Below are 13907 nucleotides of genomic sequence, written 5' to 3' on the forward strand. Positions count from 1 at the left end.
CTTATATGCTAATGTTATTATTTTACGTTAAAAATTTGCTCTAGAATTTTTATTGTAATTAAATAAGTTGGCTTAACTCCTGTTGTTCCTAATCCTCCTGAAGCCAAAGTACTTCCTGTTTCTAGTGGATTATCTGATGCGTAATAAGCATATCTAACCTTTATATCATGTGGTACGCTTTTTCTAATCTTTGAAGCCGATTGAATCGCTTTTTGATAATACGATCCTTCCATTTCAAGACCAATAACACCCCAAGTAGATTCATGGAAGAATTTTAATAGATCACGATTCTGTAACGAAGTTCCTAATACAGTAACCATAGCTCCTTCAAAAACGGCAATATCATTTCCTTCAAACATTGCTCCTGTTAACTCATTTTCGAAATAGTAATTATCAGCTGTTCCTTCATTTATATGCGCTGTCGGAATCATGATATCTCCTTTTCCTCCTTCTAGAATCCCCGCTTTACCCATAATCGAAACCGATTTTACGTTAAGAAGTGTTTCTTTTTTATATGGTTTTAATAACTCATCAATAGTTTCATAAGCTTGCTCTCCAAACGCATAATCCATTACAATGATTACTGGTTTTTTCTCTTCTAAATTGGCTTTAGGAAATGCTGTTTTAGCCCAGTCAATCTTAGCTGTATCAAAAATTTGAACGTCGATATTAGTTCCTGAAGTATCTGGTAACGAAATCATTCCATTTTTCAATGCAAGAGCTTCAACATCTTTACGTATTGTTGCTCCCGATTTACTTAGCTCTTCATAAATAAAGAAATCTGATTTGTCTTTAAACTTAGTTTTCAACAAAGGCGTTGCAAAGATAGAATTCATCACACTATGCATATTAGCACTTATTACATGTATAGGGCGATCTAAAAGCGAATTTGCTTTTAAAACCTCCTTAATATTCGTTGCCCAGATTTCTCCATGAATATGATGCCCTAAACGCTCTCGCAAAATAGGACTAAATGTGATGGTGCGTTTATTATTTTCAACAACCTCTTCAATCGCTAATTTACCTAACCAATAAATAATATGCAAAAATCGATCTGGTTCAGCTTCAGAACCAAAAGCATCATAAATAGTAAGAACATCTTCAAATGTTCTTCCTAAAATATTTGCAACATGCGATATTGCCTTTTCTTTCTCTACAAGTGGTAACTTTTTTGTTTGCATTACTGCCTGCTCCAGTTTAAACCAGTCACGTGAAACTTCACCTCCGTCATCTAATAAAACTCTATTTCTAATTTTATGAGATTCAATAAAAATAAAAGTCAAGTGTGTCAAAATATCATAGATATCTGATCGCCCACGGGTAATTTCTACGTTCATTTGCTCCTCATCAATTCTATAACAATTTCTTCTTCTCTTTGGAGGAACAATTGCTTGGAAATGTGATCTAGAATATCCTTCGTCTGAAGTTAAATTAATATAACGACATTCTTCAATTCCTACCGGAAGTCTTTCTATAACATACAAAAGTCCATTCAGCTCAACTTTATTTTCGGCAATATTTCCGTAAATTTCTGGACGTAAAGCTAATAATGCTTCTCGTAATGTATCGCCCGAAATGCCCATTGGTTTATAAAAACCTCTGTTAAACAAGTGGCGCATTGTAATGTACATTTTTTCAATGGCGGCTGATGATTCTTGTGCTCTTGATCTCGAAATGTTTTTTGATTCTTTCATTCTAATTATATTTTTTTAAACTTATAAGTTTTATACTTTTTTTAATGCGTCTGCTATATCTCTGTTATTAGACAGTCGCGGTATTTTATTTTGTCCCCCTAACTTTCCTTGTGATTTCATATATTCCTGAAAACCATTTTTGACAACTTTGGTTATTACCACTTTCTGCAAAATATTTCCAGTTATTAAATCGTCGTAATAAATGTTTTGTTTTCGCATTGCATCATCTATTGCTTCGGCGAAAGTTAACATATTTTCTGGTTCATTTTCAAATTCTACAAGCCATTCATGATAGGGTAGTCCTTCAGTCGGATTAATTTGTGGCGCAACGGTAAACTCATTAATTCTAACATTGGTATTTTCCATTGCAGCTTTCATTGCATTTTCGACCTCATTACCAATAACGTGCTCTCCAAATGCAGAAATATAATGTTTAATCCTTCCCGAAACAATAATACGATGCGGATATAAAGAAGTAAACTGTACCGTATCTCCAATATTATATCCCCAAAGCCCTGCATTTGTTGATATTATAAAAACATAATTTACACCTAACTCTACTTCTCCTATTGTTAACCGTTTTGGATTTTCGTTAAAAAACTCATCTGCTTTTATAAACTCATAAAAAATTCCAGAATTCAACAACAAAAGCATTCCTTTCGATTTTTGAGAATCTTGATAAGCAAAGAAACCTTCTGAAGCTGGAAACAACTCAATACTATCTACTTTTCTTCCTATCAGGTTTTCGAACTTTGCACGATAAGGCTCGTAATTAACTCCACCATAAATAAACAGATTAAAATTTTTGAATAAATCCCCTACTTTCTTACCACTTCTTTCTTCCAATCGTTCAAAATACATTTGTACCCAAGATGGAATTCCCGAAATAATAGTCATATCCTGATCTATTGTTTCACCGACAATTGTATTAATCTTAGTTTCCCAATCCTCAATACAATTGGCTTTCCAAGATGGCATGCGGTTCTTTTGAAGATATTTTGGCACAAAATGAGCTGCAATTCCAGATAATCGTCCAAGTTTAATTCCGTTTTTTTCAATCAATTCAGGGCTTCCTTGCAAAAAAATCATTTTCCCATCTACAAAATCTGTTTTTCCAGTTTCATGTATATAATGTAAAATTGCATTTCTGGAAGCTTCAATATGATAAGGCATTGATTCTTTGGTAAGCGGAATATATTTCGCTCCCGAAGTTGTTCCAGATGTTTTAGCAAAATAAAGTGGTTTTCCTTTCCAAAGAATGTCTTTCTGACCCAATTGCACTTTATCTATATATGATTTTAAATCTTCATAATCTCTTATAGGTACATGCTTTTTAAAATCTTCAAACGTCTTTATTTTATCAAAATGATGATCTTTTCCAAACTCAGTATCTTTAGCCCCATTTATCAAACTCTTAAAAACCTTCATTTGAGTTTCGATAGGTTTTTTTGACCAAGCCTGTGTTTTGTTATAAATTTTGCTGGCAAATAATTTTGCAGCGACTGATTTTATAGACATTCTTTATTTTTATTTTTTAGCACTTTTATCCTTTTTTACAGAACTAGTGTTTTCAATTTTTTCTTCGTTTGCCACTTCCTCGCGTAATTTTAATTCTTCTTTGGATGGGGCTAAATTCACACCTTCCTCCTTCATATCAATACTAGATAAGATAGAATCTTTATTAAATTTAGCATATTCTAATTGGCCTGTTAATACTTTTTGAATCGATTTAATATAAGCTTCATTTTTCTTTAATGCGACCGTTAATGAGTCTGATTTTAAAGCCAATTCCGTTGCGTTTCTTTTTAATTCTGTCGATGAATATCCTGGAATAAATTCACGTAATGGTGTAAAAGCGATTATAAATGTGGTAATTAATATTAAAAAAATAGCCCCTAGTGTCGCAACTACAAAAACATTCATAAGATTTAATTTGAAAGAGAAGATCTCTTCAAATGTATTCTCATTCAAGATAACCAATCGGTTTTTGATAAATAATCTATTTCTAAATTTAATTCGTTTTAGTCTTTTCTGGGTCATTGTGGTACTTTAATTGACAAATATAATAATTAATAGTGTTGATAAAACGGTCAAAATACAATAGGATAGCCTTTAAAATAGCATTTTATAAAATATTTAACGTGATTAAAAATAAATATTTTATAGTAAAACTAATTCATATTAACTAATTCTGTATACCTTTGTCTTTATTATATACAAATTTGCTCCGGCAATTAACTATTCAATCATGGGAAGATTAGGTGTTACAGAAATCCTTGTTATATTAGCGGTTGTTTTATTACTTTTTGGAGGTAAAAAAATTCCAGAATTAATGAAAGGTTTAGGTAGTGGAATTAAAGAATTCAAAAACGCTGCTAAAGACAATGATCAGCCAGCTGATAAGAAAGAAAAAGAAGAAGATAAACCAGCTTAATTTATTTAATAAATTATATCGGTTGTATAAATTCCAAATCCCAGTAAAATATTATTGGGATTTGGAATTTCTTGGTTTATAAAATCATAGTTAACTGAATACGCTTTCTATCTTCATCAACCTCAGTTACTTTTACATCTACATGTTGATGTAGTTTTACTACTTCGTTTACATCGCTTACAAAACCTGCTTTTAGTTGCGAAATGTGAACCAATCCACTTTCTTTAACACCGATGTCAACAAAACAACCAAAGTTGGTGATGTTATTAACAATTCCTGGTAATATCATTCCAGTTTTTACATCTTTTATACTTTTTACATTTGGATCAAATTCAAAAACCTTAGCCGATTTTCTAGGATCTAAACCTGGTTTTTCTAATTCTTTGATAATATCCTTTAATGTCAATAAACCAATTTCTGGCGTAATATAATTCTCTGGTTTAATTAAAGCTGTTCGTTCTTTATTGGCAATAAGATCATTAACCGTTAGTTTTAAATCTTTAGCCATTTTTTCAACAATTCCATAAGCTTCAGGATGTACGGCCGAATTATCCAACGGATTTTTAGCATTAGTAATTCTAATAAATGCAGCTCCTTGCTGATAGGCTTTATCGCCTAAACGAGGTACTTTTTTCAACTGTTTACGATCTTCAAAAGGGCCATTTTCAGAACGATATTGTACAATGTTTTCGGCAAGCTTCTCTCCTATTCCACTAACATAACTCAATAAATGTTTACTCGCTGTATTAATATTAATACCTACCGAGTTTACGCAACGAATTACGGTATTATCCAGCTCTTCTTTTAATTTTGACTGATCTACATCATGTTGATATTGTCCTACTCCAATAGCTTTTGGATCGATTTTTACCAACTCCGCCAACGGATCCGAAAGTCGTCTTCCTATAGAAACTGATCCACGCACAGTAACATCATAATTAGGAAACTCATCACGAGCGATTTTAGATGCCGAATATACCGACGCTCCTGCCTCAGAAACGATAAAAACTTGAACTGGTTTATCAAACGCAATTTTTTTGATAAAAAACTCCGTTTCTCTAGATGCCGTTCCGTTACCAATAGAAATTGCATCAATTTTATAAGAGTTTACCATAGAACGAATTTTTTTCATCGCCATAACATCTTCATGTTGTGGTGCGTGTGGATAAATGGTTTCATTGTATAACAAATCACCTTTTTCATCTAGACAAACCACTTTACAACCACTTCTAAAACCTGGATCAATTGCCAGAATACGTTTTTCACCCAATGGTGGTGCCAATAATAACTGTCCTAAATTATTAGCAAAAACCTGAATAGAATTGGCATCAGCTTTGGCTTTGGCTTCTTGCAACGTTTCATTTCCTATAGCAGGATTCAACAACCGTTTATAACTATCTTCAATAGCTAATTGTATATGCGGGGTTGTATTATTTTGACCTTTTATAACCAGTTCATCAATAATATCATAAGCTTCATCAATATCAACCTCTACTTTCATTTTTACAAATCCTTCGTTTTCAGCACGAAGCATGGCCAGTAATCGATGTGATGGTGCTTTTGTTAATGGCTCTGACCAATCAAAATACTGATTAAATTTTTGCGCATTCTCATCCTCTTTCTTAGTCTTTACAACCTTAGTAGCAATTGTCGATTTACGTTGATATAATCTACGTAATTGTTTACGAACATATATATTTTCGTTGATCCATTCGGCAATGATATCACGAGCTCCTTGTAAAGCAGCTTCTTCATTAATAACATTATCATTAATATATTGTGTCGAGATAAAATCAACATCATCATTGCCTTGCGACATAATTATTTTTGCTAATGGCTCTAGTCCATTTTCACGTGCCACATCAGCTTTTGTTTTCTTTTTCTTTTTAAACGGTAGATAAAAATCTTCTATCTCTTGTAAATCAAAACTTTGTTCTATTTTTTGCTTTAATTCTGGAGTAAGTAGCTTTTGTTCTTCTATCGATTTTAAAACTGCTTCTTTACGTTTTACAATAACTTGGTAATCTTTATGAAGTTTTGCAATTTGCTCTATTACAACTTCGTCAAGATTTCCGGTTGTATCTTTTCGATATCTTGAAATAAACGGAATCGTGCAATCTTCCTCTAATAATTTAACTGTATTTTGAATGTTTATTGCTGCTGTTTGAACAGACTTCGCAATGAATTGAATATTAGTCATGCTTTTAATGAAATAATTTCTTAATTATAAATTGATATAATTTACTTATTAAAATGAAATAGCAAATTAATCAATAATTCTGCTAAAATAATATCTTTGTTCTTAATTTTAAGCCAATGAAAGTTTTATTACCGTATTTTTTTATCGTAAATAGTATTGCCTTTATCTTAGCTGGATACGATAAATATTTGGCCATCAAGCATAAGCGTAGAATCTCCGAAAATATGCTGTTTACAATAACTGCTATTGGTGGCTCTGTTGGTTTGTTATTAGCAATGCTATTGTTTAGACATAAAATGAGTAAACCTTCTTTTATGATGAAATATGGCGGTATTGTTTTCCTTCAGATTGTAATTGCTCTTCTTATATATTTTTATTACTGTGATACAGAAACTCTCGCTTGGTTTAGGGTAAGTAGCAGTAAATAGTTTTGTTTTTTTGTTGTTAATAACTCTACAAAGACCTATTTATCAGTAAATTAAATTTAACATCTTTAAAAAAACCAGATGAATTTTAAAAAATTCGCCTGGCTTATTATTTTATTGGTGCGAAGCACCCGTTTTTTTTGACTTGTTTACTGACAAGCAATCTTATTTACTCTATTTTGGTGTCTTCCACCTTCAAATTGAGTATTTAAAAATGCTTCAACCATTTCTACAGCTTGTGGAATCGATGTAAAACGCGCAGGAATACTAATAATGTTAGCATCGTTATGTAAACGTGTTAAAACCGCAATTTCTTTAGTCCAACACAAACCAGCTCTTACTTTTGGGTGTTTATTAACAGTCATTGCAATACCATTTCCGCTTCCGCAAATAACAATTCCAAAATCAGCCCTACCTTCAGTAATATCTGTAGCTACTGGATGACCAAAATCTGGATAATCTACAGAATCCTCAGAATCTGTACCATAATTAGTTACCTCATATCCTTTTGCTTTAAGCATAGCAACAATTGCTTTTTTATACTCTGGTCCTGCGTGATCGTTTCCTATTGAAATTTTCATTATATAAGTTATATTAAGTTGTGTCCTGCAAATTTAACCAAACAATATCGAAGTAAATATATTTGAAAAGAAAAGTTCAACACGAATTACACTAATAAGAGCTAATTTTTTTTTCAATCTTTTAAAACAAATATTTACCATATATAAATTAATAAAAATTAGAGTAATATGTGGCAAAAAATTTACTAGTTAAACATATTTATAGCATTTTATTATTATTAACTCTACATAAAAATTTATCTACTTTACAACTAAATAGAGTCTATATATAACTAGCTCACTATCATAAACTTAACACTTGTTAACATTATTAATAACGCTATAACTATCTAGTAATCAATGAAAAATAAACATCTTTTTTGTTAATTTTATATAATGTTAATAGTAAAACGCAATTGCTTGATATTCAGTTAACTTTAAATTAACATCTTTTGTTGATAACTACAGAAAGAAAATTAGAAGTTTTTTTTGGTTGTATCATAAAAAACCCTAATCCAAAATCGGAACTTAATAACCTAATAAAGTTTGGGTGATTTTTAGAAAAGTTATCAATATAAAAAAGTACATTTTCAACAAAATTCAACATATGAAGTTATCTACAAAATGAATTCATTTTGAGTTATTAACCAATGTTAATTAAAATCTAAAAGGTATTAGTTACTAATCCTTTAGCTAAATATAAGTATGTTGATAACTCTATATAACAAAGAGAAACTTGATTACAACACTTTTAAAAATTAAGTTATATGACATATTAACACACTATAATAACAACCATAAATTAATTAAATTTAAATTTTTCTTTTTTATATATATAATATATGTTAACAACTTTTAAAAATGAAAAATAAAAAAAATGAAATTTTAGGTTTAAACGATTGAAAGTGGACTATTGAGACTGTCAAGAATTTGCTGAACTCTTTCGAAATCCTCTGGATAAACGTTGAGTTTGATTCCGCCCAAAGCTGCCGAATAGAAAGGAGCCACCGATAAGGTCATTTCGTTCACCAGGTAGTATGGAATGTCTTCTTGTTCTAGTAAGTGTTTTAGAATTACTGTTTCGTGCAGATAATTGAATGTAGCAATGGTTTTGAAGCTTTCCATAAAGGTCTTTTTGTAAAGATACGAAATGAGCATTACCAAAAATAAGTCGATATCACTAATTTATATATGCAATCTGAGTAATAGCAAATAGTCAGAACAATTAAAAAATACCATTAAAAATCATTTAGATAGTAACCTTTTAAAGTTATATTTTTAATAAAATGGAACCTAAAAAGCATTATCTGATATCTTCTTTGTAATTTTAAACCTTATAAGAAAAGATATATGAGTAAGAAAATTAGAAAACCGATAAAGAATGAGAATGATTTCTCAAGTAAGATTATAAAAATTTTATCGCAAAATGCTAATAAACCATTTAATTACAAACAAATAGGAGCGAAGTTAGAATTAGACGATACTAAAAGTCGCAATCAAATTATAAAAGATTTAAAGATTCTGGCATCACAAAACAAGATTGTAGAATCAGAACCAGGCAAATATTTAATCAAAGCTGTTAGTCAAGATTATTACGAAGGTACGATAGATATGACAAGTCGTAAAACGGCTTATTTTATTTGTCCTGATTTTACAGAGGATGTTTTTATCCCTACAAATAATTTAAATCGTGCATTAGATAAAGACAAAGTAAAAGTTTACGTTTATAACAGAAGAAAAGGAAAACGACCTGAAGGAGAAGTAATTGAGGTTATAGAAAGAAAAAAAACTGATTTTGTTGGAGTTATTGACATTCAGAACAACTTTGCATTTGTAGCTACTGCTAATCCTAAAATGTACACTGATATTTTTATTCCAAAAGATAAAATAGGAGAGGCACAAAACGGTGATGTAGTATTAGTTACGATAGAAGATTGGCCAAAAAGAGCTGATAGTCCTTTTGGTTCAGTAATTAAAGTTTTAGGAAAACCAGGAGAACACGATACCGAAATTCATGCTATTTTGGCTGAATATGGTTTACCATCAGATTTTCCGGTAGAAGTAGAGGTTTACGCACAAAAAATAGATACGTCTATACAAGAAAGTGAAATTGCTAAGCGTCGTGATATGCGAGATACACTTACGTTTACGATAGATCCAAAAGATGCAAAAGATTTTGATGATGCATTATCATTCAAGAAATTAGATAATGGAAATTATGAAATAGGAATTCATATTGCAGATGTTTCGTATTATCTTCAAGAAGGAACAATCCTAGATGATGAAGCGTATCAACGAGCAACATCAGTATATTTAGTAGATAGAGTAGTACCAATGCTTCCTGAAGTCTTATCTAACTTTGCCTGTTCGTTACGACCTAATGAAGAAAAATATACCTTCTCGGCAGTTTTTGAAGTATCAGAAAATGCGCAAGTAATTAACCAATGGTTTGGTAGAACAGTAATATTCTCTGATCAACGATTTGCTTATGAAGAAGCACAATATATCATTGAAACAAAAGATAATACAATTCCAGCAGAAACTTCAATTACTGGAAGTTCGTATGTTGTTTCAGATGAAATTACAAATGCAACTTTAAAATTAGATGAATTAGCTAAGATTTTGAGAAAGAAAAGAATGGCTAATGGAGCTATTTCTTTTGACAAAGTTGAAGTTAAATTTGATTTGAATGCAGAAGGAGAACCAGAAGGAGTTTATTTTAAAGTTTCAAAAGATGCCAATCATTTAATTGAAGAATTTATGCTTTTGGCAAATAGAAAAGTTGCTGAATACATTGGTAAACAAAAGAAAACATTCGTTTATAGAATTCACGATGAACCAAATGAAGACAAATTAATTGCAATGCAATCGGTAATTGCTAAGTTTGGTTACAAGATAGATTTCCGAAATAAAGGAGATATATCAAAATCGTTAAATGCTTTAATGGAAGAAGTTAATGGTAAAAAAGAACAAAACTTAATTGATACTCTTGCTATTAGAAGTATGAGTAAAGCCAAATATTCAACAGATAATATTGGACATTACGGTTTAGCTTTTGATTATTACAGTCATTTTACATCACCAATTCGTCGTTATCCTGATATAATGGTACATCGATTGTTACAATATTATTTAGACGGTGGAAAATCTGTAGATGAAGAAACATACGAAACCAAGTGTTTGCATTGTTCAAACATGGAAGGATTAGCTACAAATGCAGAACGAGATAGTATTAAGTATATGCAGGTTAAATACATGCAGGATCATAAAGACGAAGAATTTTTGGGAGTTATTTCAGGAGTTACAGAGTGGGGAATTTATGTAGAAATAGTATCGAATAAATGTGAAGGGATGGTAAGAATCAGAGATATAAAAGATGATTATTATACTTTCGATGAAAAACAATATGCACTAGTTGGTGCTACTTCAGATAAAATATTACAATTAGGCGATGAGATTTACGTTAAAGTAAAAAATGCTGATTTAGTTAAAAAACAATTGGATTTTCATTTTTTAAGAAGAGCAGAGTAGGAAGTAAAAATTTAAAAAAGAAAAACATGAAAAAGTTATTAATAGGAGTTGCAATTTTATTTATACAAGTATCATTTAGTCAGGTAACTAAAAATTTAGGAGATTTTGATAAAGTTAAAGTATTCGATAAATTGAGTATTACACTAATTCATTCTTCAGAAAATAAGATAGTTATAAAAGGAAGCAGAGAGAGTGAAGTAGAAGTTGTGAATAAAAATGGAGAATTGAAACTAAGAATGCCATTTCCAAAACTTTTATCAGGAGATGATGTTTCAATACAGTTATATTATAAACGTATAGAAAAGATTGATGTAAGTGAAGGAAGTATAGTTTCAAGTAAAGAAACTTTCAAACAAACTACAATTGATTTAAATTCTAAAGAAGGAGGAGAAATCAATGTAATTTTAGATGTTGATAATGCTAAAATAAGAGCAGTTTCTGGAGGAACTATTAAAGTATCTGGAAAAGCAAGTAATCAAGTTGCTAATTTAGGTTCAGGAGGAATTTTAAGAGCTAATGGATTACATACCTCACAAACAACAATAAGCGTTTCTGCGGGAGGAAATGCCGAAATCCATGCTACTACCTTAGTCGATGCAAAAGTGAATGCTGGAGGCTATATTTACATCTATGGTAAACCTAAACAAATTAACCAAAAAACTGTTCTAGGCGGTAGGATTGAAGAAAAAGAATAAAACGAAATTGTATTTTAATGATAAACGATATTATAGCAGGGATTCCATGGGGAGTATTTTTAAGCTTTATGGTAGGCCCGGTATTTTTTATATTACTAGAAACTAGTATCACCAAAGGTTTTAGAGCCGCATTAGTTTTTGATCTAGGTGTAATACTAGGAGACATTTTTTTTATTGCAATTGCTTATTTAGGAAGTTATAGATTAATTAAAAGCTTACAAGATAAACCAGCCCTTTTTATATTTGGAGGTATAATCATGTTAGCATATGGAATTATTTCGTTTGTACAACTTAAGAAAGAAGAGAAAATAAACGACGAAGAAATAGACCGTGATATTATCAAAAGAAATTATGCAAGCCTTTTTGCAAAAGGCTTTTTTCTGAATGTTATTAATATCGGAGTACTTGGTTTTTGGGTTGCAATAATTATTTCTATCGGACCAAAATTAGAAATGCAAACATCAAGAATGATGACATTTTTTGTAACAGTTGTACTAACTTATTTAATTATTGACTGTATAAAAATTGTTTTAGCAAAACAATTAAAATCTAAAATGACGCCATCAAATATTCTTAAAATTAAAAAGGTAATTAGTATAGTTTTAATGATTTTTGGATTTGTCTTGATAGTTCAAGGATGGTTTCCAAAAGAAAAAGAAATGGTAAAACACGTTTTTGAAAAGATTGAAAAGTAGTTGTTAATAACTACAAAATATAGTTATAAACCTCTCATTACGAGAGGTTTTTTTTATGTTTATAAGTCATTGCGAGGAACGAAGCAATCTCACTAAGTATATCGCATGTTTGTCATTCTGAGGCAAAGAATCTTCTTGACAATTGTCTATAAAGTATATCAATCTTTGTAGAAGTTGTTTAGTGAGATTGCTTCGTTCCTCGCAAGGACAAAACTGTGGTAAAAATTAAGCATAAAAAAAACCTCCAAATTTCTTTGAAGGTTTTTAAAAATATCGTCCGGATTCGAAGATACTCTTTATTTAATTTTTCTTAAAAATTAGACATAAAAAAACCTCCAAATTTCTTTGAAGGTTTTTAAAAATATCGTCCGGATTCGAAGATACTCTTTATTTAATTTTTTATAAAAATTAGACATAAAAAAACCTCCAAATTTCTTTGAAGGTTTTTAAAAATATCGTCCGGATTCGAAGATACTCTTTATTTAATTTTTCTTAAAAATTAGACATAAAAAAAAACCTCCAAATTTCTTTGAAGGTTTTAGAGGCATCGTCCGGATTCGAACCGGAGTAGGAGCTTTTGCAGAGCCCAGCCTAGCCGCTCGGCCACGACGCCATTAATTGAATGGATGGCAAAAGTAACCATAATCTTTAAATTTTAAAAACTTAAAGCCAACTATTTTTAAATTTTATAAAAAGAAAAAAATATATCTTCTAATTTCTAGTTTCTAGTTTCTTCCATTATAACTGTAACCGTCTCTACATCACCACCAATAGGAGGATTAATTTTAGAAACTTCAACAATTGTTTTTGTAATCATTGGGATCTCATCAAGAACTCTCGTAATGATTCTTTTGGTAACATGTTCCAATAATTTAGATCTAATAGCCATTTCTTCGGTAACAATTTTGTTTAAATGTACATAATCTACTGTGTCAGCTAGATGATCAGACTCGGCAGATTTTCTTAAATTAGCATGAATTTCTAAATTCACTTCATAATTAGATCCAATTTTTCCTTCTTCAATTAAACATCCGTGGTAAGAAAAAGTACGGATATTTTTTAGTTTAATAATTCCCATTTTTTTATAATTTTATTCTTGTAATATTTGGATTTTGATAATTAGATGTTACTGCTTGTACAGAAACTATTTTTTCTTCTTCATCAACTGTAAAGTGTATTGTGTAAGGAAAACTCTTTAAAGGTAGGGTGCGAACAATATTATATTTTTCTTCGAAAAAAGGGAATGTCTTTAGAGTTTCTACATAATCTTGATATTCATTAACGAATTTCGTTCCCAGATTATTTGATAAAGATTCATAATACTCAGCAATTTCATCTACTTCTAAATCAGCTCGCAATAGAACAATAATTTCAAACATTTATTTATTCCATTTTGTGTTGAGTTTTTTTTTAGATTCTTCCCAGCTAATATAATCTTCTGGTTTGGCATTTTTCATACGTTCTAAAACCATTTCTTGCTGCCATAACGGAATTTCATTCGGGGTGTTTTCGTCTATTGAAACATCTGGAATATGTTTAAAAAAACTAATAAAAGTTTCGTAAAAATCGTCTGGAATTGTAACGGTTAATTGTCTCATAACTTTCAATATTTATACAAAAATAGGGATAAATTTAATTCAAAGTCTCTTAGGCCCAAATCTCAATCTATCATG

The 13907-nt window shown here is 30.5% G+C and carries 14 protein-coding genes and 1 tRNA gene; 5 read left to right on the forward strand and 10 right to left on the reverse strand.

Going from position 1 to position 13907, the window contains the following annotated elements; genetic code table 11:
- Positions 1 to 17 precede the first annotated feature (17 nt).
- Genes IUY40_RS14560 through IUY40_RS14570 form a run of 3 tightly spaced genes read right to left on the reverse strand, consistent with a single transcriptional unit; the run spans position 18 to position 3734 of the window.
- A complete protein-coding gene (locus tag IUY40_RS14560) occupies positions 18 to 1694 on the reverse strand; it encodes a hypothetical protein (RefSeq protein WP_195737595.1) in 1677 nt (558 codons plus the stop codon).
- Positions 1695 to 1724: 30 nt separating this feature from the next.
- The gene (locus IUY40_RS14565) at positions 1725 to 3212 is read right to left on the reverse strand and encodes a GH3 auxin-responsive promoter family protein (protein WP_195737596.1); all 1488 of its coding nucleotides are present in this window, start codon (positions 3210 to 3212) and stop codon (positions 1725 to 1727) included.
- Positions 3213 to 3221: 9 nt separating this feature from the next.
- Positions 3222 to 3734, reverse strand: coding sequence for a peptidase (locus IUY40_RS14570; RefSeq protein ID WP_195737597.1), 513 nt, complete (start codon positions 3732 to 3734; stop codon positions 3222 to 3224).
- A gap of 208 nt (positions 3735 to 3942) precedes the next feature.
- On the opposite strand from IUY40_RS14570, the gene tatA reads away from it, so the two are divergent.
- The gene (gene tatA / locus IUY40_RS14575) at positions 3943 to 4128 is read left to right on the forward strand and encodes a twin-arginine translocase TatA/TatE family subunit (RefSeq protein WP_129540358.1); all 186 of its coding nucleotides are present in this window, start codon (positions 3943 to 3945) and stop codon (positions 4126 to 4128) included.
- Positions 4129 to 4204: 76 nt separating this feature from the next.
- On the opposite strand, the gene IUY40_RS14580 is transcribed toward tatA, so the two are convergent.
- On the reverse strand, positions 4205 to 6328 hold the full coding sequence (locus IUY40_RS14580; RefSeq protein WP_195737598.1) for a Tex family protein: 2124 nt from the start codon (positions 6326 to 6328) through the stop codon (positions 4205 to 4207).
- A 116-nt stretch (positions 6329 to 6444) separates the two neighbouring features.
- Between IUY40_RS14580 and IUY40_RS14585 the strand changes: the two genes are divergently transcribed.
- A complete protein-coding gene (locus IUY40_RS14585; protein ID WP_195737599.1) occupies positions 6445 to 6756 on the forward strand; it encodes a DUF1294 domain-containing protein in 312 nt (103 codons plus the stop codon).
- A gap of 146 nt (positions 6757 to 6902) precedes the next feature.
- Here the strand turns inward: IUY40_RS14585 and rpiB are convergent, their stop codons facing one another.
- Positions 6903 to 7334: a ribose 5-phosphate isomerase B gene (rpiB, locus tag IUY40_RS14590; protein ID WP_195737600.1), complete on the reverse strand. Its 432-nt coding sequence runs from the start codon at positions 7332 to 7334 to the stop codon at positions 6903 to 6905.
- 870 nt (positions 7335 to 8204) lie between these two features.
- Positions 8205 to 8438 (reverse strand): DUF2007 domain-containing protein, encoded by a 234-nt coding sequence (locus tag IUY40_RS14595; protein WP_195737601.1) that lies wholly within the window; start codon positions 8436 to 8438, stop codon positions 8205 to 8207.
- Positions 8439 to 8663: 225 nt separating this feature from the next.
- On the opposite strand from IUY40_RS14595, the gene rnr reads away from it, so the two are divergent.
- Genes rnr through IUY40_RS14610 form a run of 3 tightly spaced genes read left to right on the forward strand, consistent with a single transcriptional unit; the run spans position 8664 to position 12234 of the window.
- The gene (rnr, locus tag IUY40_RS14600; protein WP_195737602.1) at positions 8664 to 10844 is read left to right on the forward strand and encodes a ribonuclease R; all 2181 of its coding nucleotides are present in this window, start codon (positions 8664 to 8666) and stop codon (positions 10842 to 10844) included.
- A 26-nt stretch (positions 10845 to 10870) separates the two neighbouring features.
- Positions 10871 to 11539: a head GIN domain-containing protein gene (locus tag IUY40_RS14605; RefSeq protein ID WP_195737603.1), complete on the forward strand. Its 669-nt coding sequence runs from the start codon at positions 10871 to 10873 to the stop codon at positions 11537 to 11539.
- 17 nt (positions 11540 to 11556) lie between these two features.
- Positions 11557 to 12234: a LysE family transporter gene (locus IUY40_RS14610; protein WP_195737604.1), complete on the forward strand. Its 678-nt coding sequence runs from the start codon at positions 11557 to 11559 to the stop codon at positions 12232 to 12234.
- Between the two features lie 542 nt (positions 12235 to 12776).
- Here IUY40_RS14610 and IUY40_RS14615 read toward each other — a convergent pair.
- The 4 genes from IUY40_RS14615 to IUY40_RS14630 form a co-directional block, all read right to left on the reverse strand.
- Positions 12777 to 12847 (reverse strand) — tRNA-Cys (locus IUY40_RS14615).
- A gap of 105 nt (positions 12848 to 12952) precedes the next feature.
- Positions 12953 to 13312 (reverse strand): dihydroneopterin aldolase, encoded by a 360-nt coding sequence (gene folB, locus IUY40_RS14620; RefSeq protein ID WP_195737605.1) that lies wholly within the window; start codon positions 13310 to 13312, stop codon positions 12953 to 12955.
- Between the two features lie 4 nt (positions 13313 to 13316).
- Positions 13317 to 13613 carry a hypothetical protein gene (locus tag IUY40_RS14625; RefSeq protein ID WP_195737606.1) on the reverse strand — a complete coding sequence of 99 codons (297 nt, stop codon included), beginning with the start codon at positions 13611 to 13613 and terminating at the stop codon, positions 13317 to 13319.
- A complete protein-coding gene (locus tag IUY40_RS14630) occupies positions 13614 to 13832 on the reverse strand; it encodes a hypothetical protein (RefSeq protein WP_195737607.1) in 219 nt (72 codons plus the stop codon).
- Positions 13833 to 13907: the final 75 nt, after the last annotated feature.

The organism is Flavobacterium sp. ALJ2 (assembly GCF_015594725.1).
Classification (GTDB): domain Bacteria; phylum Bacteroidota; class Bacteroidia; order Flavobacteriales; family Flavobacteriaceae; genus Flavobacterium.

What these genes read in the sequence shown, in the direction of transcription:
- IUY40_RS14560 (WP_195737595.1), bottom strand. Translation starts at nt 1,694, where the DNA reads ATGAAAGAATCAAAAAACATTTCGAGATCAAGAGCACAAGAATCATCA.
- IUY40_RS14565 (WP_195737596.1), bottom strand. Translation starts at nt 3,212, where the DNA reads ATGTCTATAAAATCAGTCGCTGCAAAATTATTTGCCAGCAAAATTTAT.
- IUY40_RS14570 (WP_195737597.1), bottom strand. Translation starts at nt 3,734, where the DNA reads ATGACCCAGAAAAGACTAAAACGAATTAAATTTAGAAATAGATTATTT.
- tatA (WP_129540358.1), top strand. Translation starts at nt 3,943, where the DNA reads ATGGGAAGATTAGGTGTTACAGAAATCCTTGTTATATTAGCGGTTGTT.
- IUY40_RS14580 (WP_195737598.1), bottom strand. Translation starts at nt 6,328, where the DNA reads ATGACTAATATTCAATTCATTGCGAAGTCTGTTCAAACAGCAGCAATA.
- IUY40_RS14585 (WP_195737599.1), top strand. Translation starts at nt 6,445, where the DNA reads ATGAAAGTTTTATTACCGTATTTTTTTATCGTAAATAGTATTGCCTTT.
- rpiB (WP_195737600.1), bottom strand. Translation starts at nt 7,334, where the DNA reads ATGAAAATTTCAATAGGAAACGATCACGCAGGACCAGAGTATAAAAAA.
- IUY40_RS14595 (WP_195737601.1), bottom strand. Translation starts at nt 8,438, where the DNA reads ATGGAAAGCTTCAAAACCATTGCTACATTCAATTATCTGCACGAAACA.
- rnr (WP_195737602.1), top strand. Translation starts at nt 8,664, where the DNA reads ATGAGTAAGAAAATTAGAAAACCGATAAAGAATGAGAATGATTTCTCA.
- IUY40_RS14605 (WP_195737603.1), top strand. Translation starts at nt 10,871, where the DNA reads ATGAAAAAGTTATTAATAGGAGTTGCAATTTTATTTATACAAGTATCA.
- IUY40_RS14610 (WP_195737604.1), top strand. Translation starts at nt 11,557, where the DNA reads ATGATAAACGATATTATAGCAGGGATTCCATGGGGAGTATTTTTAAGC.
- folB (WP_195737605.1), bottom strand. Translation starts at nt 13,312, where the DNA reads ATGGGAATTATTAAACTAAAAAATATCCGTACTTTTTCTTACCACGGA.
- IUY40_RS14625 (WP_195737606.1), bottom strand. Translation starts at nt 13,613, where the DNA reads ATGTTTGAAATTATTGTTCTATTGCGAGCTGATTTAGAAGTAGATGAA.
- IUY40_RS14630 (WP_195737607.1), bottom strand. Translation starts at nt 13,832, where the DNA reads ATGAGACAATTAACCGTTACAATTCCAGACGATTTTTACGAAACTTTT.